This window comes from Streptacidiphilus carbonis (assembly GCF_000787775.1).
Taxonomy (GTDB): Bacteria; Actinomycetota; Actinomycetes; order Streptomycetales; family Streptomycetaceae; genus Streptacidiphilus; species Streptacidiphilus carbonis.
The window spans coordinates 175,763-195,352 of the sequence record NZ_BBPM01000003.1 but is presented as its reverse complement, the minus strand read 5'-3'; the positions used below and the strand labels follow the sequence as shown (position 1 = coordinate 195,352).

The 19,590-nt window shown below is 73.3% G+C and carries 18 protein-coding genes; 12 read left to right on the top strand and 6 right to left on the bottom strand.

The window, feature by feature from the left end; translation table 11 throughout:
* The 4 genes from TR46_RS03655 to TR46_RS03640 all read left to right on the top strand — a co-directional run.
* Positions 1 to 587, top strand: a 587-nt coding sequence (locus TR46_RS03655; protein WP_042393221.1) for an urease accessory protein UreF, incomplete at its 5' end; no start/stop codon positions are given.
* A 36-nt stretch (positions 588 to 623) separates the two neighbouring features.
* Positions 624 to 1,298 carry an urease accessory protein UreG gene (gene ureG / locus TR46_RS03650; protein ID WP_042393220.1) on the top strand — a complete coding sequence of 225 codons (675 nt, stop codon included), beginning with the start codon at positions 624 to 626 and terminating at the stop codon, positions 1,296 to 1,298.
* Positions 1,295 to 2,086: an urease accessory protein UreD gene (locus TR46_RS03645; protein WP_236655189.1), complete on the top strand. Its 792-nt coding sequence runs from the start codon at positions 1,295 to 1,297 to the stop codon at positions 2,084 to 2,086. The genes ureG and TR46_RS03645 overlap by 4 nt, the downstream gene beginning before the upstream one ends.
* Entirely contained in the window at positions 2,083 to 2,586 is a 504-nt protein-coding gene (locus TR46_RS03640; RefSeq protein WP_152626284.1) for an NUDIX domain-containing protein, read from the top strand. Before TR46_RS03645 ends, TR46_RS03640 begins: the two co-directional genes overlap by 4 nt.
* A gap of 30 nt (positions 2,587 to 2,616) precedes the next feature.
* On the opposite strand, the gene TR46_RS43535 is transcribed toward TR46_RS03640, so the two are convergent.
* Complete coding sequence (locus TR46_RS43535; RefSeq protein ID WP_042393219.1) at positions 2,617 to 2,907, bottom strand: hypothetical protein; 291 nt, start codon at positions 2,905 to 2,907, stop codon at positions 2,617 to 2,619.
* Positions 2,908 to 3,022: 115 nt separating this feature from the next.
* Positions 3,023 to 3,943, bottom strand: coding sequence for an SDR family oxidoreductase (locus tag TR46_RS03630; RefSeq protein ID WP_042393217.1), 921 nt, complete (start codon positions 3,941 to 3,943; stop codon positions 3,023 to 3,025).
* Positions 3,944 to 4,131: 188 nt separating this feature from the next.
* Between TR46_RS03630 and TR46_RS03625 the strand changes: the two genes are divergently transcribed.
* On the top strand, positions 4,132 to 6,138 hold the full coding sequence (locus TR46_RS03625) for an NADPH-dependent 2,4-dienoyl-CoA reductase (RefSeq protein ID WP_042393215.1): 2,007 nt from the start codon (positions 4,132 to 4,134) through the stop codon (positions 6,136 to 6,138).
* A gap of 57 nt (positions 6,139 to 6,195) precedes the next feature.
* Positions 6,196 to 6,756 carry a PadR family transcriptional regulator gene (locus tag TR46_RS03620; protein ID WP_042393213.1) on the top strand — a complete coding sequence of 187 codons (561 nt, stop codon included), beginning with the start codon at positions 6,196 to 6,198 and terminating at the stop codon, positions 6,754 to 6,756.
* Here the strand turns inward: TR46_RS03620 and TR46_RS03615 are convergent, their stop codons facing one another.
* Entirely contained in the window at positions 6,757 to 8,013 is a 1,257-nt protein-coding gene (locus TR46_RS03615; protein WP_084717838.1) for a carboxylate--amine ligase, read from the bottom strand.
* Between the two features lie 281 nt (positions 8,014 to 8,294).
* Here TR46_RS03615 and TR46_RS03610 point away from each other — a divergent pair, with 281 nt between their 5' ends.
* The 6 genes from TR46_RS03610 (at position 8,295) to TR46_RS03585 (ending at position 15,079) form a co-directional block, all read left to right on the top strand.
* A complete protein-coding gene (locus TR46_RS03610) occupies positions 8,295 to 9,554 on the top strand; it encodes an FAD-dependent oxidoreductase (protein WP_042393208.1) in 1,260 nt (419 codons plus the stop codon).
* A gap of 386 nt (positions 9,555 to 9,940) precedes the next feature.
* Positions 9,941 to 10,696 (top strand): glycosyltransferase family 2 protein, encoded by a 756-nt coding sequence (locus TR46_RS03605; protein ID WP_042393405.1) that lies wholly within the window; start codon positions 9,941 to 9,943, stop codon positions 10,694 to 10,696.
* Positions 10,693 to 11,946: a glycosyltransferase family 2 protein gene (locus TR46_RS03600; RefSeq protein WP_042393207.1), complete on the top strand. Its 1,254-nt coding sequence runs from the start codon at positions 10,693 to 10,695 to the stop codon at positions 11,944 to 11,946. The genes TR46_RS03605 and TR46_RS03600 overlap by 4 nt, the downstream gene beginning before the upstream one ends.
* Positions 11,936 to 12,817 (top strand): hypothetical protein, encoded by an 882-nt coding sequence (locus TR46_RS03595; RefSeq protein WP_042393206.1) that lies wholly within the window; start codon positions 11,936 to 11,938, stop codon positions 12,815 to 12,817. Before TR46_RS03600 ends, TR46_RS03595 begins: the two co-directional genes overlap by 11 nt.
* A gap of 10 nt (positions 12,818 to 12,827) precedes the next feature.
* Positions 12,828 to 14,240, top strand: coding sequence for a lipopolysaccharide biosynthesis protein (locus TR46_RS03590; protein WP_042393204.1), 1,413 nt, complete (start codon positions 12,828 to 12,830; stop codon positions 14,238 to 14,240).
* Positions 14,237 to 15,079: a polysaccharide deacetylase family protein gene (locus tag TR46_RS03585; protein ID WP_042393202.1), complete on the top strand. Its 843-nt coding sequence runs from the start codon at positions 14,237 to 14,239 to the stop codon at positions 15,077 to 15,079. The genes TR46_RS03590 and TR46_RS03585 overlap by 4 nt, the downstream gene beginning before the upstream one ends.
* Positions 15,080 to 15,136: 57 nt before the next feature.
* Here the strand turns inward: TR46_RS03585 and TR46_RS03580 are convergent, their stop codons facing one another.
* The 3 genes from TR46_RS03580 to TR46_RS40650 are packed head-to-tail and all read right to left on the bottom strand — an operon-like array spanning position 15,137 to position 19,472.
* Positions 15,137 to 16,171, bottom strand: coding sequence for a glycoside hydrolase family 26 protein (locus TR46_RS03580; protein WP_236655188.1), 1,035 nt, complete (start codon positions 16,169 to 16,171; stop codon positions 15,137 to 15,139).
* Positions 16,168 to 16,533, bottom strand: coding sequence for a hypothetical protein (locus TR46_RS43945; protein ID WP_042393200.1), 366 nt, complete (start codon positions 16,531 to 16,533; stop codon positions 16,168 to 16,170). Before TR46_RS43945 ends, TR46_RS03580 begins: the two co-directional genes overlap by 4 nt.
* A complete protein-coding gene (locus TR46_RS40650; RefSeq protein WP_052432519.1) occupies positions 16,530 to 19,472 on the bottom strand; it encodes a glycosyltransferase in 2,943 nt (980 codons plus the stop codon). The genes TR46_RS43945 and TR46_RS40650 overlap by 4 nt, the downstream gene beginning before the upstream one ends.
* Positions 19,473 to 19,590 lie beyond the last annotated feature (118 nt).

Here is a 19,590-nt window from a genome sequence, read left to right as displayed (position 1 = left end):
GACGCATCCATGACACCGCCACGCTGCGGGCGTTCTGCAGCGGACGGCTGCACACCGCCGGGCTCACCGCCGCCGCGCTCGCCGCGGCGGCGGCCGGCGGCCGGATCGACCCGCTCGACCTGGACGCCGCCGCGGACGCCCGCACGCCCTCGCCGGCGCTGCGGGCGACCTCGCGCCGGCTGGGCCGGCAGCTGATCCGCGCCGCCCGTACGGTCTGGCCGGATCCGGCGCTGGAGCAGCTGGCCGCGGACCGCCCGCGCGGTGCGCACCAGCCCGTCGTCCTCGGCCTCACCGCGGCGGCCGCCGGGCTCACCGCGGCCGACGCCGCCTCAGCCGCCGCCTACGAGAGCGTCTCCGGGCCGGTCACGGCCTGTGTGCGGCTGCTCGGACTCGACCCGTTCCAGGCCACCGCCGTGCTGGCCCGGCTCGGCACCGAGCTCACCGAGGTCTCCGCCCGCGCGGTCCGGGCGGCGGCCGAGGCGGGCGGCGCCGGGGACGTAGACCTGCTCCCGGCCGCCTCGGCGCCGCTGCTGGACCTCTGCGCCGAGCAGCACGCCGCCTGGGCCGTGCGCCTCTTCGCCTCCTGACCCTCTCCTGACCCTCCCTCAGCAAGGAGACACCCCGTGCACCGTGACCACGATCTCCCCGCCGCCCTCCCCGGGGCCGAGCCGCTGCGTGCGGACGGTCGCCGCCGTGCCCTGCGGATCGGCCTCGGCGGGCCGGTCGGCTCCGGCAAGACCGCCACCGTCGCCGCGCTGTGCCGGGTGCTGCGCGACGAGTTCTCGCTGGCCGTCGTCACCAATGACATCTACACCACCGAGGACGCCGAGTTCCTGCTGCGCAACGCCGTCCTCCCGCCGGAACGGATCACCGCCGTGGAGACCGGCTGCTGCCCGCACACCGCCATCCGCGACGACATCTCCGCCAACCTGGAGGCCGTCGAGGACCTGGAGGACGAGGTGGGACCGCTGGACCTGGTGCTGGTCGAGAGCGGCGGCGACAACCTCACCGCGACCTTCAGCCGGGGGCTGGTCGACCACCAGATCTTCGTCATCGACGTCTCCGGCGGTGACAAGATCCCGCGCAAGGGCGGTCCCGGCGTCTGCACCTCCGACCTGCTGGTCGTCAACAAGACCGATCTGGCCCCGCTGGTCGGGGCGGACCTCGGGGTGATGGACCGCGACGCGAAGGCGCAGCGCGGGGAGCTGCCGGTGGTCTTCTGCTCGCTGGCGGCGGAGGACGGGGTCGCGCCGATCGCCGACTGGGTCCGGGGCCGGCTGGTCGAGTGGACGGGGTGACCAGGGGTCCGGCTGTGCCGGCGGCGTTCGGTTCGTCCGTACGGGCCACCGCGCGGATCGCGGCCGAACCGGACGGCCGCGGCGGCACCGCGCTGCCGCTGCTCGCCGGCGACGGTCCGCTGGCACTGCGCCGGACCTCGCACCCGGAGGGCGGCGGCGCGGCCCAGGTGACCGTGGTCGGGGCGATGGCCGCCCCGCTCGGCGGGGACCGGATCCGGATCGAGGTCACCGTCGCGGCCGGGGCCCGGCTGCGGGTCACCGGCGCCGCCGCCACCGTCAGCCTGCCCGGGCGGATCCCGGCCCCGGCCCACTACGACCTGGACCTGTCGGTGGCCGAGGGCGGGGAGCTGGAGTGGCTGCCGGAACCGGTGATCGCCGCGCACGGCAGCGAGCTGCGGATGACTACCAGGGTGACCCTCGCCCCCGGCGCCCGGCTGCTGCTGCGCGAGGAGCAGGTCCTCGGCCGCAGCGGGGAGGAGCCGGGCCGTCTCACCGCCCGGCTGACGCTGCGTCACAACGGCCGCACCGCCCTGGACCAGCAGACCGACCTCGGCCCCGGCGCCCCCGGTTGGGACGGTCCAGCGGTGCTGGCCGGTCATCGCGCCGTCGGACAACTCTTGTTCTGTGACCAGGAGTTGGCGGACAAGCCAGTCAATGCCAGGTATCTCGCCGAAGATACGGCGGAGGCCGCGCTGCTTCCGCTGGCCGGCGCGCCGGCGCTGCTGGTCACCGCCGCCGCCCCGGACGGCCTGCGGCTGCGCCGACTGATCGATAAGGTGCTGCGGTGAGCATCGAGAACGGGCGGGTCCCGCGCCGAGCGGCCCGGATCCTGGTCCTGGACCCTGACGGCGCGGTGTTCCTGCAACTCCACGACGACATCGAGGTGGGGCTGCACTGGGTGCTGCCCGGCGGCGGCCTGGACGAGGGCGAGGACGAACTCGCGGGCGCGCTGCGGGAGACCGTCGAGGAGACCGGCTGGACGGACGTCGTCCCCGGTCCGGCGCTGTGGATCTGGGAGCACGACTACACCCGGGCGGGTGTGCCGACCCGCCAGCGCGAGGTCATCTTCCTGGGCTCGGCCCCGCGCCGGGACCCGATCGGCGACCTCGCCGAGTCCTTCGCCCACGACGGCATCATGACCTGCCGCTGGTGGACCCCGGACCAGCTCGCCGACTGTCCCGACCTGCTGTGGCCCCCGCAGCTGGTCGACCTGATGGCCGACCTGCGCCGCGAGGGCCCGCCGGCCCGCCCCGTCGATCTGGGCTACATCCCCAACAAGCCGCGCTGAGCGGACCGGCGGGGGGCGCCCGGCTGCGGTTCAGCCGTGGTGGCCGCCGCCGCCCATGTCGAAGCCGCCGCCGTGGTGACCGCCGCCGCTGTGGCCGAAGCCCCCGCCGTGGTGGCCGCCCCCGCCGCCGTGGTGGTGGCCGCCGTGGTGGTGGTGGCCGCCTCCGTCCACGGTGAACGGCAGGGCGGCGTCGGCGCCCCGGCTGCCCGCGTGCGGACGGCCCTTCGGACGCGCGCCGTTCCGGCTGCCCTTGATGATGCTGCTGATGAACAGCAGGATTCCCAGCCCGGCGAAGACACCCACGACAATGATGAAACCCATGATCGATCATCCCCCTGAACCGCGCTCCGACCGGTCGCCGGGGTCGCGTGAACAGATGGTGCCCAGCCGTCCGTACGGGCTCACCTGATTTGATCGAATCCAGAGGTTCGGGGTTTCAGAGCGGTTCGCCCATCGGGCCGATCTCCGCCTCCAGCGTCTCGGCCCAGTGCGCGGCGAAGTCCGGTCGGCTGCCGTCCGCGTCGGTGAAGCCGTACTCCTTGGAGAGGCCCCAGGTGGCGAGCGCGCGGCCGGTCCTGGCCAGGATGTCTGGGTCGGCGGCGAGGGCGACCACCGCGCGGCCGAGGTAGGCGGGCGACTCGGAGTAGGCGAAGTGCGGGTCCTTGGCCGCGCCGTCGCGCCAGTTCGCCTCGGTCACCCCGAAGTGGTCCAGCAGTGCCTCGGAGCGCAGGAAGCCCGGGGTGAGCGCGACCGCCGCGACGTCGAACAGGCGCAGCTCCGCCGCCTGCGCGACAGCCAGGCGGATCACCGAGGACTTCGCCAGGTCGTAGAAGAACGAGCCGCGGTAGCGGGCCGAGTTCCCGTCGGTCACCTCGACCACCAGGCCGCGGCGGCGTGCGATCAGCAGCGGCAGCGCGAAGCGGCTGGTGATGATGTGGGTGTCGACCGCTCGACGCAGCAGCCGGAAGCCCTGGTCCAGGTCCTGCTCCCAGAGCGGGTGCGACCAGTCGGTGAGCGGGTCGCCGCCCCAGACGCAGTTCACCAGCACGTCGAGGCGGCCGTCCTGCTCGTCGGAGATCCGCTCGACCAGCGCCTGGACCTGCTCCGGACGGCTGTGGTCGGTACGGACCGCGATGCCGGTGCCTCCGGCGGCCGTGACCAGTTCGGCGGTCTCCTCGACGGTCTCCGGGCGATCGAGGTCCGACCGGCCGGAGGTGCTGCTCCTGCCGCTGACGTAGACGGTCGCCCCGGCGGCGCCCAGCTCCACGGCGATCCCGCGCCCGCCGCCGCGGGTGCCCCCGGCGACCAGGGCCACGGTGCCGGGGAGGGACCGGGACTGCTTCTGATGGGTGGTCATGCCTGCTCCGATCGCCCGCCGTACACCGTCGGAGGGCACGCTACTCCGTTCCCGCCGCGTCCCGTCGTCGGTCGGGCCGTGCATCCGGGGCCGGAAGCGCTGCCAGGCGTGCCTTCTGCACCTTGTTGCATAAACGGCCCGGCCCGGTCTACCGTGGGCCGACATCCCCCGTGCGAGGAGGCTCGGACATGAGCGCTTACCCCCATCTGCTGCGCCCGTTGGACCTGGGCTTCGTCACGCTCCCCAACCGGGTGCTGATGGGGTCGATGCACGTCGGGCTGGAGGAGGCCGAGCGCGGGTTCGAGCGGATGGCCGAGTTCTACGCGACCCGGGCCCGGGGCGGGGTGGGGCTGATGGTCACCGGCGGCATCGCGCCGAACGAGGAGGGCCGTCCCTGGTCCGGCGGGGCGAAGCTGACCACCGAGGCGGAGGCCGAGCAGCACCGGGTGGTCACCGACGCCGTGCACCGCGAGGGCAGTCGGATCGCCATGCAGATCCTGCACTTCGGCCGCTACGCCCACCACCCCGACCTGGTCGCCCCCAGCGCCCTGCAGGCGCCGATCAGCGCGTTCACCCCGCGTGCGCTCACCGGGGACGAGGTCGAGCGGACCGTCGAGGACTTCGTCCGCGCCGCCGAGCTGGCCAGGTACGCGGGGTACGACGGGGTGGAGGTGATGGGCTCGGAGGGGTACCTGATCAATGAGTTCATCGCCGCCGGGACCAATCGGCGCACCGACGGCTGGGGCGGGAGCTACCGCGACCGGATCCGCTTCCCGGTGGAGATCGTGCGCCGGGTGCGCGAGCGGGTGGGGGCGGACTTCATCCTGATCTACCGGCTGTCGATGCTTGACCTGGTGCCCGGCGGGTCGACGTTCGACGAGGTGGCCGAGCTGGCCAAGGAGGTCGAGGCGGCCGGAGCGACGCTGATCAACACCGGGATCGGCTGGCACGAGGCCCGGATCCCGACCATCGCCACCTCGGTGCCGCGCGGCGCGTTCGCGTGGGTGACCAAGAAGCTGATGGGGTCGGTCGGGATCCCGCTGATCACCAGCAACCGGATCAACACGCCGGAGCTGGCCGAGGAACTGCTGGCGGACGGGGCCGCCGACATGGTGTCGTTGGCGCGTCCGCTGCTGGCCGATCCCGAGTTCGTCGCCAAGGCGGCCCGGGGGCAGGCCGAGACGGTGAACACCTGCATCGGCTGCAACCAGGCTTGCCTGGACCACACCTTCAGCGGCCGGATCACCTCCTGTCTGGTCAATCCGCGCGCCTGCCACGAGACGGAACTGGTGCTCACGCCGACCCGGACCCGCAAGCGGGTCGCCGTGGTCGGGGCCGGCCCGGCCGGGCTGGCCTGCGCGGTGACGGCCGCCGAGCGCGGCCACGCGGTGACGCTGTTCGACGCGGCCGCGGACATCGGCGGTCAGCTGAACACCGCCCGCCGGGTGCCTGGCAAGGAGGAGTTCGACGAGACGGTCCGCTACTTCCGCAGTCAGCTGGCGCTGCGCCAGGTGGAGCTGCGGCTCGGGGCCGAAGTCGGCGCGGAGACGCTGCTGGAGGGCGGCTTCGACGAGATCGTGCTGGCCACCGGGGTGGTGCCGCGGGTGCCGGAGATCCCGGGAACGGACCACCCCAGCGTCGTCGGCTACCTGGACGTGCTGCGCGACGGCGCGCCGGTGGGGGAGCGGGTCGCGGTGCTGGGCGCCGGCGGGATCGGCTTCGACGTCGCCGAGTTCCTGACCCACGATCAGGACGCCGACTTCTACCGGGCCTGGGGCATCGACACCGGGTACCGGGAGCGGGGCGGGCTGGGCAGCCCCCGGCGCGGCCCCGCGCCGCGGACCGTGCACCTGCTCCAGCGCAGGACCAGCAAGGTCGGCGCGGGGCTGGGGAAGACCACCGGGTGGATCCACCGGACCGAGCTGAAGCACCGGGGCGTGGTCATGGTCGCCGGGGTGACCTACGACCGGATCGACGACCAGGGGCTGCACCTGACCACCGCGGACGGCGAGCGCCAGGTGCTGGCGGTGGACACGGTGGTGCTGTGCACCGGGCAGGAGCCGTGTCGTGACCTGCACGCGGCCCTGCAGGCGGCCGGGGTCGAGGCGCATCTGATCGGCGGTGCCGACGTCGCCGCCGAGTTGGACGCCAAGCGGGCCATACTGCAGGGGACCACCCTCGCCGCCGCGCTGTAGCCCTGTGCACCCTGCGCCGCAGCCCGCCCCGCAGAAAGAAAGCCGTAGCCCTCACCGATGTCGCTGCCGCACGCCATCCTCACCGCCCTGCTGGAGCGGCCGTCCTCGGGTCTTGAGCTGACCCGGCGGTTCGACCGGTCCATCGGCTACTTCTGGTCCGCCACCCATCAGCAGATCTACCGCGAGCTGGGGAAACTGGAGCAGGGCGGGCTGATCGAGGCGGTGCCGCAGCCGCCGTCCCGGGGGCAGCGCAAGGAGTACCTGGTGCTGCCGGCCGGGCGGTCCGAGCTGACCCGGTGGGTGGGCCAGGCGCAGGACCCCAAGCCGATCCGCGATCCGCTGCTGCTGCGGCTGCGCGCCGCAGCGGTGGTCGGGACGGAAGGCCTCGACGTCGAGCTGCAGCGCCATCTGGTGGAGCACCGGCGGCAGTTGGACGAGTACCTGGAGATCGAGCAGCGGGACTTCCCGGCCGGCGGCGGCTCCGGGGGCCGCTCAGGCGGCGGCGACCGGCTGCACCATCTGGTGCTGAAGGGCGGGATCGCCCTGGAGACCTTCTGGGTGGAGTGGCTGGTCGAGGCGATCGCCGACCTGGGCGGGGAACGGCCGGAACGGAGCTGACTACGCGGCCCGGCCGCGGCGCCGGGCCGACCGCAGCGCCCGGCGCAGCACATGGACGGCCGGGGGGACGGAGCGGATCGCCGCGGCCAGCGCGGGAAGCGGGTCGTCCAGGGCGGTCCAGGCGAGCTCCCGGGCGCTGGGGCGGCTCGGCGGCGCCCACTGCGGCTCGGCGGGGAGTTCGGCCGAACGCCGGCCGGCCCTGGCGGCCGCCCTGGCCGGGAGGTCGAGGGTCTCCACCGTGAAGGCCCTGCCGCTCACCGGGGTTCCGTAGCCGGCCGCGCCGAGCCGCCCGCGGCGGCCGGTGAGGTCCAGGTGCAGGGCGCGGGCCAGGTCGATGCCCCGGTCGGTCTGGAACAGCCGGAACTGGGCGCCGACCCTGGGATTGAAGTCCAGCAGCTTGTAGCGGCCGTCGCGGCGGTCCAGCCGCCAGTCCAGATCGCACGCGCCGCGGTAGCCGACGGCCCGGCAGAGGCGTGAACTGAGCTCGGCCAGACCGGGGTTGGCAGTGCTGTAGGCGTACGCGGTGACCCCGCCGCGGGCCGGCCAGGCGCGCACCTTGACCCCGGTGCAGACCAGGTCCGCGCTGCCGTCGGGCTCGCTGCCGCAGTACAGGTGGCAGATCCAGTCCTCGGAGTCGGCGGCCGGGATGTACTCCTGCAGCAGCACCCGGGGCAGCTCGCCGGTCCAGTGCGCGGCCAGCCGCTCCAGCGCCGCCGGATCCTGCAGCACGGTGCTGGAGCCCACCGCCGGCAGGCTGAGCCGGTGGAAGGCGTCCGCGTTCTTGGCCACCAGAGGGAACGTCAGTTCCTTTGCCGCAAGCTCCAGTTCGTCGCGGGTCCGGGGCAGGCGGGAGCCGGGGGTGGGGACGCCGTGGCGGGTGCAGAGCTCGTGCAGGGTCTGCTTGCCCGCCAGCGCCCGGGGCAGTCCGGCCGGGACGGCGGGAACCGTCAGCAGGCCCTCCAGTCGCGGCGCGTGCTCGGCGAGCAGGATGGCGGCCTCGTCGTCGGTGGGGAGGGCGACGGCGGCGCGCCCCCCGCGGTCGGCCAGCCGGCCGGCGATCCGGGTCAGCCCGTCCAGCAGCCGCTCCGGCGGCTCCGAACCGGTGGTGGGCCAGACGAACCGTCCACGCAGGTGGTGCGAGAGGGCGGCCGGTGTGCGGCGGTCCTCGGTGACGGCGTACACGGGCACGCCGACCCGGCCCAGGCTGCGGATGGCGCCGACCCCGCCGTGGTGCAGGGGATAACGTCCGATCTTCACGACCAGAATCGGCGTTCGAATGTCAAAAATTCCGTCAGCGAACAGATCTGTCGCCATGCCCCCTGGTTCCCCCTCAGTATCACGTGCCCCCCGAGGCACGGATAGCCCTCTCGCACCCCGGTCCATTGCAGCAATGGATTGGCGATTGCGCAATCAGGTGGGCTGGGGTGTTGGCAGCAACCCGTATTCGTTGCAGGATAGATCGGCGACCACGGCAGGGGCGGACCGAACGGCGGGACGGCTGGGGAGGCAGTGGCGCTGTGCAGGGGGGATTTTCAGTCATGGGCGGAAAGCCGACCATTGTTGTGATTGGCGCGGGTCCTTACGGCCTGGCCACCGCCGCCCACCTGGGCCGACTGGGACGGCCGGTCAGGGTGTTCGGCGGGGTGATGGACAGCTGGCACTCCAGGATGCCGGCCGGGATGTACCTCAAGTCGACTCCGCAGGCGTCCAGCCTGTCCGCGCCCGAGCCGGGCAACGGGCTGGAGGACTTCTGCCGGATCGAGGGGGTGGAGCCGTTCGACGACTTCCACCCCATCCCGGTGGAGGACTTCGTCCGCTACGGCGAGTGGTTCCAGCGCCGCCTGGTGCCCGAGGTGGAGAACGCCAAGGTGGTGCGGGTCGATCCGCTGCCCAAGGGGTCCGGCGGTATGTTCCCGCGCTTCCTGGTGGTCCTGGACAGCGGCGAGGAGGTGGCCGCCTCCGCCGTGGTGGTGGCCAGCGGGCTGGTCGGCGCGGCCCATGTGCCGAGGCTGCTGCTGGAGTTGGCGGAGAAGGAGCCCGAGGTCACCGGCCCGGTCTCGCACGCCTCGCAGCATGCCGACTTCGCCGCGTTCGCCGGACGCCGGGTGGCCGTGGTGGGCGCGGGACAGTCGGCACTGGAGAGCGCCGCGCTGCTGCGTGAGCAGGGCGCTGAGGTGACGCTGCTGGTCAGGGGCCAGCGGGTGGTGTGGGGCGGGCCGCCGGCGCCGGGCCGCTCGGTGGCCAGGCGGATGGCCCAGCCGGACTCGCCGCTCGGCGAGGGCTGGTCGCATGTCGCGGTCAGCCGGCTGCCGCTGCAGTTCCGCCGGCTGCCCGCGGCCACCCGGCTGTGGGTGGTGAAGCAGGTGCTGGGCCCGTTCGGCTCCTGGTGGCTGAAGGACCGGGTGGACGGCCAGGTGCCGATCGCGACCGGACGCCGCATCAAGTCGGCGCAGCTCAGCGGCGGCGAGGTGGTGCTCAGCCTGGAGACCCCGGTGGCGGCTGCCACCCGCTCGGCCGCGGCGGGTCCCCACGACCGGACCCTGGTGGTCGACCATGTGCTCGCGGCCACCGGCTACCGGCCCGACGTGGACCGGCTGGACTGGCTGGCGCCGGAGCTGCGGCACCAGGTGCGCCGGGTGCCGGGCAGTGCCTCGCCCGACCTCGACCCCTGGTTCCGCTCCAGCGTGGCCGGACTGCGCTTCACCGGGCTGGCCGCGGCACCGACCTTCGGGCCGCTGATGCGCTTCGTCGCCGGGACGGATTTCGCTGCTCCCAGGCTCGCCGCCGGACTGTCCTGAGGTCGGGCCTCCCCGGCGGACCCGTGCATTCCGGATGTGAACGTGATCGTAAGAAGTCGTAAAGGGTCAATGGTGGGCATGTTTTCGGCCCGGGGCCAAAATATGCCCTGACTTATGAGTAATCACTATCGCGGCGGACGACCTCCCGGTACCGTCGTGCACGGTAGGGCGGGGTCTGGGGGAGTTCTGGCGGCAGGCGGGGGTTTGCAGCCGAAGGACACTCCGGAAGCACATGACCGAGGAGAATTACGTGCCGTGGCCTTGTGCCGCGGGGGGAGCACAGGGGGGAACCAATGAGTGTGTCCACTGCTGGTCCGACGACGGCCCTGACACCGGTCTCGCGGACGGATTCGACCACCGGTTCGGCCGGTTCGGCCGGTTCGGCCATGGATTCGATGACACGGACGGCCCCGGCGGCAGCCGAGCGCCGCAGCACGGTCAGCCTGGTCGTCCCGGCCCGCAACGAGGCGGCCAACATCGCCTGGGTGCTCAGCCGCGTCCCCGACTGCGTCGACGAGGTGATCCTGGTCGACGGCGAGTCCACCGACTCCACCCTGGAGACCGCTCGCGCCACCCTGCCCTCGCTGCGGGTCGTCCCGCAGCAGGGCGCGGGCAAGGGCAACGCCCTGCGCACCGGGTTCCTCGCGGCCAAGGGCGAGTACATCGTGATGATCGACGCCGACGGCTCCATGTCGCCGCGGGAGATCCCGCGCTACATCCACTTCCTGGAGAACGGCTACGACTACGTCAAGGGCTCCCGGTTCATGGGCGGGGGCGGCTCGCTGGACATCACCGCGCTGCGCCGGATGGGCAACCGGGCGCTGCTGGCCCTGGTCAACGTGATGTACCAGAGCACCCTCACCGACCTCTGCTACGGCTTCGCGGCCTTCAACCGCAATGTGCTGGACCGGCTCGACCTGCGCTCCTCCGGCTTCGAGATCGAGACCGAGATGACCGTGCGGGCGCTGCTGGCCGGCCTGCGGGTGGCCGAGGTCCCGGCGCTGGAACTGCCGCGCCGCACCGGGCAGTCCAACCTGCGCACCTTCTACGACGGCCAGCGCGTGCTGAAGACCCTGCTGCGCGAGCGCAGCGGTCGCGGATTGGCCGACCCCCGCTTCGAGCCGGTGCAGGCGCTGCGGTGAGCGGCAGGCCCTTACTGGATCCGGCGCTGGCGCCGATCGAGGTGGTCGACCTCGATCTGCCCGCGGCCGGCGCCGCGCCGCGGCTGCGCCGGGCCGGCGGCGACGAACCGGCGTCGCCGACTGGTTCGGTGCTGGCGCTGGTCCGCAGCGCCGGACGTCCGATCGGAATGGTCCAGGCCGACCTGGGGCCGTCCGGAGCGGGCGATCCCGCGGCCGCGCTGGCCGAGTTGGCGCACCGTCAACTCGCCGCCGAGCTGGCCGATCCTGCCGCCCCCGCGCCGCGGCCGACGGAGCAACCGCTGGTCACCGTGGTGATCGCGACCAGGGAGCGGCCGCAGCTGCTGGCCCGCTGCCTGGAGTCGCTGGCGGCGCAGCGCTATCCGCGCTTCGAGACCGTCGTGGTCGACAACGCGCCCGCGACCGACGCCACCAGGGACCTGGTCAAGGAGCGCTTCGGCGACACCGTCCGCTACGTCCGGGAGCCGCTGCGCGGCCTGGCCTCGGCGCACAACGCCGGGGTCGCCGCGGCGCTCGGCGAGATCACCGCCTTCACCGACGACGACGTGGTCATCGACGCGGGCTGGATCGAGGCCCTGGTCGCCGGGTTCGCGGACCCGGCGGTCGGCTGCGTCACCGGGCTGATCCTGCCGGCCGCGCTGCACACCGCGACCCAGGTGTTGCTGGAGGCGCACGGCGGGTTCGGCAAGGGCTTCCGGGCCCGGCGCTTCCAGGCCGACCGGCCGCCGGCCGACCAGCCGCTGTTCCCGTTCACCGCGGGACGCCTCGGCTCCGGCGCCAATATGGCGTTCCGCACCGGGGTGCTGCGGGAGCTCGGCGGCTTCGACGCCGCGGTCGGCACCGGAACCCCGGCCAAGGGCGGTGACGACCTGCTGTCCTTCTTCCGCGCGGTGGTGCACGGCCACGCCCTGCTCTACCAGCCGGAGGCGCTGGTCTGGCACCACCACCGGGACCGCGCCGAGGACCTGGACGCCCAGGCCTTCGGCTACGGCGCCGGGCTCGGCGCCTACCTCGCCGCCGCGGTCGCCAATGAACCCCGGATGCTCCCGGCGCTGCTGCGCCGGGTGCCCGGCGGGGTGCGCCACGCGATCGCGCACACCGGGGCCGACGCCACCCCGGCGGACTGGCCCGCGCGACTGATCCGGCTCCAGCGCCGAGGGATGCTCTACGGTCCGATCGGCTACCTGCGGAGCCGACGCATCGTCAGAAAGGCGCAACGAGATGTCCGTTGAGTTCAGCACCGACTACCTGCAGGGGACCTCGGGCCGATCGTCCGAACCCCTGCACGTCGTCCTGCGCCGACTGGTCGCAGCGGTGGACGCCGGGCAGGCGCTGCCGGCCTTCCTGCACGCGGCCGGCGCCTCGCAGATCGTCGCCGACCGGCTGCAGGGCACGGTGGTCCGGCCCCGGCTCCTGGCCACCGCCACGACCGCGGCCCGCGGCAGGACCGGCCTGGCCGCCTGGCACGTGCTGCTCAGGGACCTCGCCGTGGTCCTGGCCGAAGCCGCGGTCAGCGACACCGAGCAGGAGGCGGCCGGGATCCTGCTCAGCGTGCGCAGTTCGATCGAGGGGCTGCGCCGCGGGATGAGCGGCCGCGCCGCCAGGCTGCACTCCGGCGCCCGGCTCCGACTGCCCACCGGCTTCGAGGAGCACGGGCTGAGCCCCGAGGACGCCGTGGCGCTGGCCGCGGGCTTCGCCGGGCTGCGGCCCGACCGGGACCGGCCGCTGCTGGTGCTGGGCCTGCGTTCGTGCGGGGCCTACCTGGCGCCGTTGCTGGCCGCAGCGCTGGGACGGCTGGACTACCGGCATGTGGTGACCAGGACCACCCGGCCCGGCGGTCCGCTGCTGCCCGAGGAGACCGGGCTGCCGGAGGCGGTACGGCGGGTCGGCGGCCTGGTACTGCCGGTCGGCGGACCGCCGCGTACCGGCAGCAGCCTGGCCACCGTGATCGCCACGCTGTCCGGGATCGGCTTCGCTGCCGGGCGCATCCTGCCGGTCTACCCGGCCCTGGACGAGGGGGACCGGCCACCGATCATGCTGCACGGCCACACCGTGGTGGCACTGCCCGCATCGCGTTGGGCCCGGGAGCGAGAGACCGACTGAAGGTGAGTTGATGAGCACGCTGCGCCGGTCAGAGCGGCGGTCCGCACACGCCCGCCCGGGAAGGCGAATCCTGGGCGGCGACCCGCTGCTGCGCAACGGCGCACTGCTCACCCTCGCCTCGCTGTCGACCTCGGCGCTGGGCGCCGCCTACTGGTCGCTGGCGGGGCTGCGTTACGACGTGGCCACGGTGGGCCGCAACTACTCGGCGATCTCGATGATGATGTTCCTCGCCGGGGTCTCCCAACTGAACCTGGCCGACGTCCTGGTGAGGTTCACCCCGGCCGCCGGCCGGGCCACCCGCAGGCTGATCCTGCTGGCCTACCTGGCCGCCGTCAGCACCGCGCTGGTCGCCTCGACCGGTTTCGTCCTGCTCGTGCCCAGGCTCTCGCCGGGGCTGTCCTTCCTGCACGGACCGCTGCTGGGCCCGGTGTTCGTGGTGGCCACGGTCAGCTACACGGTCTTCTCGCTCCAGGACGGGGCGCTGACCGGGATCCGCCGGGCCGGCTGGGTGCTGGCCGAGAACGCGCTGTTCTCGATGGCCAAGCTGGTGGCGGTGTTCCTGCTCAGCCTGGCCGCCGCGGTCTACGGGATCCTGGTCTCCTGGACCGTAGCGCTGCTGGTGTCGCTGGTCTTCACCAATGTCTACCTGTTCGGCTTCGCGCTCCCGTCCCGGGACCGGGCGGCGAAGGCGCTGCGAGCGTCCGGCCCCGGCCCCGAGCCGGTGGCCGCGCAGGAGAGCACCGGGGGAGTGGTCCGCTACACCGGGCTCACCTATGTGGGAGGCCTGCTCTGGCTCGCGGTCTCCAACCTCCCCCAGGTGCTGATCCTCAACACCATGGGCGCCAGGGACAGCGCCTACTTCTCCATCAGCTGGGTGATCACCACCATGCTCTACGTGGTGAGCACCAATATGGGCTCCTCGCTGGTGGTCGAGTCGGCCGGCGATCCGGCGCGGCTCGGCCAGGCGGTGCGCAAGGTGCTGCGCAGCACCGGGGTGCTGCTGCTCGGCGCGGTCGTGCTGCTGATCCTGGCCGCTCCGCTGGTGCTGCGGCTGTTCGGCCCGGACTACCCCCGGCACGCCACCACGCTGCTGCGGCTGCTGGCACTGTCGGCGCTGCCCAACCTGGTCACCGCCACGGCGCTGGCGTCGTTCCGGGTGCACCGCCGACTGGGCCTGTTCGTGCTGGTGTACGCGGTGCTGTGCGCCGGGATCTTCGGCCTGTGCGTGGCGCTGGTGCACCGGATGGGGCTGCCCGGCATGGGCATGGCCTTCCTGGTGGCGCAGCTGGTGGTGGCCGGGACGCTGCTGGTGTTCCGCGGCAGCTGGATGCCGGACCCGACGGACGAGGGGCCCGTGGACGCAGGGCCGATGGAGGACGCGCCGATGGAGGACGTGGAGACGGCGGAGGGCGCGAAGCGATGAGTGCGCGGACGGGCACGGCCGGGGCGGGGATCCCGCTGGCGGAGCGGATCCCGGTACTGCTCTACCACGCGGTGACCGAGGACCCGTCGGGCTGGATCGCACCGCTGACGGTCCGTCCGTCGGTCTTCGCGGCCCAGCTCGACGCGGTCGTGGACAGCGGGTGCACCCCGCTCACCGCGACCGGACTGGTCGACGCGCTGGCCGGCCGCCGGCCCCTGCCCGAGCGCCCGGTGGTGATCACCATCGACGACGGCTTCGCCGACCTGCCGCGCAGCACCGCCCCGGCGCTGGCCGGGCGCGGGCTCACCGCCACCGCCTACCTGACCACCGGCGCCATCGGCCTGCACGGTCCGGACAGCGGCTGCCTGCTGCCGCCCGCACCGATGATGACGGCGGCTCAGGTGAAGGAGACCGCCGACCACGGCCTTGAGATCGGCGCCCACACCATCACCCATCCGCAGCTGGACACCCTGCCCGGGGCCGCGGTGCGGCGCGAACTCTCGGTGCCCAAGGCCGCCCTGGAGGACCTGCTGGGCCTGCCGGTCCCCGCCTTCGCCTATCCGCACGGCTACAACAGCCGCTCGGTGCGCCGCCAGGTGCGGGCAGCCGGCTACACCTCGGCGACGGCGGTACGGGACGCGCTGAGCTCCAAGGGCGACGAGCCGTACCGGATCGCCAGGATCATGCTGCGCGCCGACGACACCGCGGCGGACGTCGCCGCCTGGCTGCGGGGCACCGCTGCGCCGGTCGCGCCGTACCCGGACCAGCTGCGGACGGTCGGCTGGCGCTGGTACCGGCGCGGGCGCCGGCTGGTCCGCGGGACGCGGTTCGCCGGCTGAGCCGGCCGATTACGTGAGCGCGCTGATCACCTGAGCGCGCTCACCTGACCAGCGCGCTCACTTGAGCCGCACCGGCTGGTGGAAGTACGGGTCCCGGCCCGCCGTCGTGAAGCCGGCCAGGGCCGGGGCCTGGTCCAGGGACAGGTCGCAGTCCGGCCCGGGCACACTGGAGTCCCACTGCACCACCGCCCGTACGCCCGGCAGTTGCTGCTGCACCACCTGCGGCACCTGCTGGTACCACTGCTGCTGCGCCGCGGGGTGCGCCGGATCGGCGGCGGTTCCGTACTCGGCCAGCATCAGCGGTTCGGTCGCGGAGACGGCGGTCCGCAGCCAGGTGTAGGTCGGCAGCTGGGTCTGCGCGAAACTCTCCCAGGCGGGGACCGACTTGCAGCGGTAGTAGTTGTACTGGTCGTAGCCGATCCAGTCGACATAGGCGTCGCCCGGATACATGGCCTTCATCAGCGCCCGGTGCGGCAGGTAGCCGGTCACCGTCCAGACCCAGATCACATTGGTGATCCCCAACTGCTGGAAGCGGTCGTGCAGATGGCGGTAGGCGGCGACGAACTCGGCGGGGGTGCCGTCGGCCGGGGTGCGGGTGTCCATCTCCTGGTCGAAGGCGAGCAGCACCGGTCGGCCGTAGTCCTTGATCCGCTCGGCCTGCGGGTCGATGACGGTGGCGTCGTAGTCCCCGGCGGCGATCTTCGACCAGCCCAGGTGCCGGCTGGGGGTCCTGCCGGTGTCGTCCCAGACGTCGGACTCCCAGGACAGCATCAGCATCCGGGTGGCCCCGAGTGACTGCTCGTCAGGAGTGAGCAGTTGGCCGTCGCTGCCGGTGCCCATGTCGTGGTACGTGTACACCAGGTCGAGCCGGCGCCCGATCCTCTGCTCGAAGGACTGCACCGCTGCGGCCTCGCCCTGGGGACCCGGCGGGACGTAGGCGCCCCACCAGGCCCCGCACGGCGGCACCAGCAGCCGTGACGCGGCGCAGGGCGAACCGTCGCCGCCGCGCAGCTGCTGCGCCAGCAGCAGCGACAGCAGGAGCAGCAGCGCGACCACGCCCGGCACCAGGGCACGCGCCGGAGGTCTGGTCACCCGGGATCCGCCGGGGCCCGTCCGACCGGGGCCAGCGCGGTCACCGTGGTCAGCGCCGCCAGCACGATCAGGGTGTGCGGTCCGCTGAACCGGCCGGCCAGCATCAGCGACGTCGCGGCGACCACCAGGGCGGACAGGCTGATCATCAGCACCAGCAGGAAGCCCTCGGCCGCGCCGCCCCGGCTGGGCCGCAGCGCCCGGACCGCCGCCGAACCAGGGCAGAGCAGCACGAACAGCAGCACCGCGGCGACCCGCAGCGGCGCGTCGTCGGCCACCCGGTCCACGCACAGCAGCGCCAGCCAGCCGGAGCCGGCCAGCAGCAGCCGGTACGGGCTCAGCAGGTCGGAGAGCGCGGCCTTCATCGGTTCACCGTCCCGGCGTCGGGCACATAGGCGTACACCTTGCCGTCGCTGTTCTGCAGGATCAGCCGGAACGAGGGCGACGCCGCGACCGAGGCCGCGATCCTGTCGTAGGAGCCCGGCGGCAGCAGTCCCTGCATGGTGACGTCGGACTGCTGACCCCGGCTGAGCAGCAGATAGGCGTGGCCGGTGGTCCCGACCCAGGCCATGCCCTTGGCGATGTAGCCGGCCGGGTCGGCCAGCAGCGCGGACAGCGGCGTGGTGGTGTCGTCGGCCAGCCACCAGTAGGCGTAGTGGTCGTAGCCCGAGTAGGCGTCCGGGAAGTTGCTGTCCGGAGCGACGATGTAGGACCCGGGCGGGGCCTGCGCGTACATGGCGTCGACCAGCTCGGTCTCGGGCTTGGGGAAGTAGTCGATCCGGTCCTTGCCGGTGTAGCTGGGGACGAACACGGCGGCGAGCAGTCCCAGCACGGTGAGGGTGACCGCGGCGGCCGGCACCGGGCGGGGCCGGTGGGAGCGCCACCCGGTGATCCGGCCCTCCGGGACGGCGCGCCGCAGCCGGGCGGCGACCGGTCGGCGCGGCGAAGCAGCCCGCACCGGATCGGCGGTCCCGGCGTCGGCTTCCGCCAGCAGCGCCTCGGGGCGCCGCCGCAGCGCCGCCGCGGCGAAGAAGGCGAGGCCGGGGAGCGCGAACATGAAGACCCGGAAGATCATCTCTCCGCCGTAGGAGTTGGCCACCACCAGCGGCATCGGCGCGACCGCGACCAGCATCAGCGGCAGTGCGGTCCGCCGCAGCGACGGGTGCCGCACCACGCCGACCACGGCCAGCAGGGCGACGATGCCGGACAGGCCCCGGTCCATCCAGGAGACGATGACCGGCCCGGTTCCGGTGGGCGCCGTGCCGTACCCGGCCTGGGAGTTGGCCAGTAGATCGCCGAAGGTCCGCTCCATCGCCGGGAGTTGCAGCTTGAAGAAGGCCAGCGCCGAGGTGGCGTCCCAGGCGGCGGGCACCACCAGGGCCAGCGCGACCAGCCACCAGTTCCGGTAGCGGCGGGTGAGCAGCAGCATCATCAGCCCCACCGCCAGCACCACCGGGGTGAGCTGGTGCGCCATGGCGATCGCCGCGACCGGCGGCGCCAGCAGCAGCAGCCATACCAGCCGCTCCCTCCGGGGCAGTTGGGCCCGGGGGGCGGCGCCCAGCGGGTACGCGGCGTCGGCGTCGCCGTGCCGGCCCAGCGGCGCGGTCCTGGCCAGGTTGCGCAGCACCAGCGCCAGCACGCCGAGGAAGAGGAAGAAGGCGAAGGCCTGCGGGGAGAAGTAGTCCTGACCCACCCAGTTGCCCAGGTAGAAGATCCACACGGCGGTCCACACCAGCCGGCGGTCCCGGCTGAACACCCCCAGTATCAGCACCAGCGGCACCAGCAGCAGCAGGCTGGAGACGAAGGGCGCCCAGGCGGCGTAGGACAGGGCGGTGCGCAGGCCCAGCAGCTTCACCAGTGCGGTGTTGCCCGCGAAGAACCCGGCCCACTGGTCGTAGGGGGCCATCGCGGCCAGCCGGTTGCTGAGGTCCAGATGGCCGCCGTTGGCGCTGAGCCGGTCGATGATGTCGATGTGCTTCCAGGCCCAGGCGTACAGCGGGGACGCGTAGACCAGGGCCTGGGTGGCGCGTTGCAGCGCCAGCAGCGCCACGGTGTAGACCGCGGGCCACAGCGGACTCCGCGACGGCCGGTGCAGGGCGAGGGTGAAGCCGAGGACGAGCAGTCCCAGGGACGTCCAGAAGCTCCAGGGGACCGCGGCGGCCAGGCCGAAGCCCCCCAGATCCCCCACTCTGGCGCTGGTGGCGGGGATGGAGGACCCCCACAGCACGAGCGCGGCGACCAGCGGCAGCGCGACCACCAGCTGACGGGCCACTTGACGCCGGGTCACCAGCCGGGCGGTGCCGGTGAGGTAGCCGAGTCCGGTGAGCAGCACGCCGAGGGTGAGCGCGAGCAGGGTGCTCAGCGGCGGGCTGCCGCCGCCGGGGCGCAGCGCCCGGCCCAGCGCTCTGGGGATCGCCGTGCGCAGATAGGCCCGCTCGGTGGAGAGCGCCGCTCGGGCGCCCGCCATCCGGCTCACCGCCGCCTTGGACTGGCCCTCCCGCCAGCAGCGCGAGGTGAAGTAGCGCCAGGTCCCGCGCACCGCGCCGACATGGTGGTGCACCACCGCGTCCGGACGGTAGAGGATCACGCCGTCCCCGTAGTGCCGGCCGACCCGGATGCAGAGTTCGGTCTCCTCGCAGCCCAGCGGCAGCGTGCCGGTCCGGCCGAGGTCGGTGCTGAAGCCGCCCACCGCGTCGAAGGCCTCGCGGCGCAGCGACATATTGGCGCCGATCATATTCCTGATCGGCGCGGAGTGCTCCGGCAGCCCGGTGTACGAGCAGCCGACCACCCAGTCGAACTCACGGGGGAACCAGGCCGGCCGCCCCGCCTCCCAGTAGGGTTCGATCCCCCCGCCGACGCCGAGCACGGCCGGATCGGCGTAGCCCGCCATCAGTTCGGCGGTCCAGCCGGTCTCGGCGACCGCGTCGTCGTCCAGGAAGGCCACGACGTCGCCGCGGGCCCGCTCGATCCCGGTGTTGCGGGCCCCGGACAGACCGGGCCGCCCCTCGCTGGGGACCACCTCGACGTCCGGGAACGCCTCCACGGCCCGCTGGTACAGCTCGCTGTTGTGGTCGGTCACCAGGACCACCTGCTGCGGTGGCCGGTCCTGGTCGCGCAGTGACTGCAGCGAGGCCGACATGACCTCCCAGCGGTCCATCGTGTAGGCGCAGACCACGACGGTCAGCGTCAGTGCGTCCGTGTCGACACGGACGGCGGGCGCGCCGTCGGCCGTGTCGGTGGTGGCGGTTGTCGTGCCTGCTGTGCTCTCCGGTCGTTCCGCGGTGTCCGCGCTGAAGTCCTGCATCGATCGCGTCGTCCCCCCACAGGCCCACGTCGTTCCCTGAGCCGCAGTCTCCCCGCACACCAGCATACGGAGCGGGGCCGTGGAGAACGACCCGCTTGCGGCTGTCAGATATCTTGTC

Coding starts and splice junctions, on each gene's coding strand:
- TR46_RS43535 (WP_042393219.1), bottom strand. CDS start 2,907: ATGGGTTTCATCATTGTCGTGGGTGTCTTCGCCGGGCTGGGAATCCTG.
- TR46_RS03630 (WP_042393217.1), bottom strand. CDS start 3,943: ATGACCACCCATCAGAAGCAGTCCCGGTCCCTCCCCGGCACCGTGGCC.
- TR46_RS03625 (WP_042393215.1), top strand. CDS start 4,132: ATGAGCGCTTACCCCCATCTGCTGCGCCCGTTGGACCTGGGCTTCGTC.
- TR46_RS03620 (WP_042393213.1), top strand. CDS start 6,196: ATGTCGCTGCCGCACGCCATCCTCACCGCCCTGCTGGAGCGGCCGTCC.
- TR46_RS03610 (WP_042393208.1), top strand. CDS start 8,295: ATGGGCGGAAAGCCGACCATTGTTGTGATTGGCGCGGGTCCTTACGGC.
- TR46_RS03605 (WP_042393405.1), top strand. CDS start 9,941: ATGGATTCGATGACACGGACGGCCCCGGCGGCAGCCGAGCGCCGCAGC.
- TR46_RS03595 (WP_042393206.1), top strand. CDS start 11,936: ATGTCCGTTGAGTTCAGCACCGACTACCTGCAGGGGACCTCGGGCCGA.
- TR46_RS03590 (WP_042393204.1), top strand. CDS start 12,828: ATGAGCACGCTGCGCCGGTCAGAGCGGCGGTCCGCACACGCCCGCCCG.
- TR46_RS03585 (WP_042393202.1), top strand. CDS start 14,237: ATGAGTGCGCGGACGGGCACGGCCGGGGCGGGGATCCCGCTGGCGGAG.
- TR46_RS43945 (WP_042393200.1), bottom strand. CDS start 16,533: ATGAAGGCCGCGCTCTCCGACCTGCTGAGCCCGTACCGGCTGCTGCTG.
- TR46_RS40650 (WP_052432519.1), bottom strand. CDS start 19,472: ATGCAGGACTTCAGCGCGGACACCGCGGAACGACCGGAGAGCACAGCA.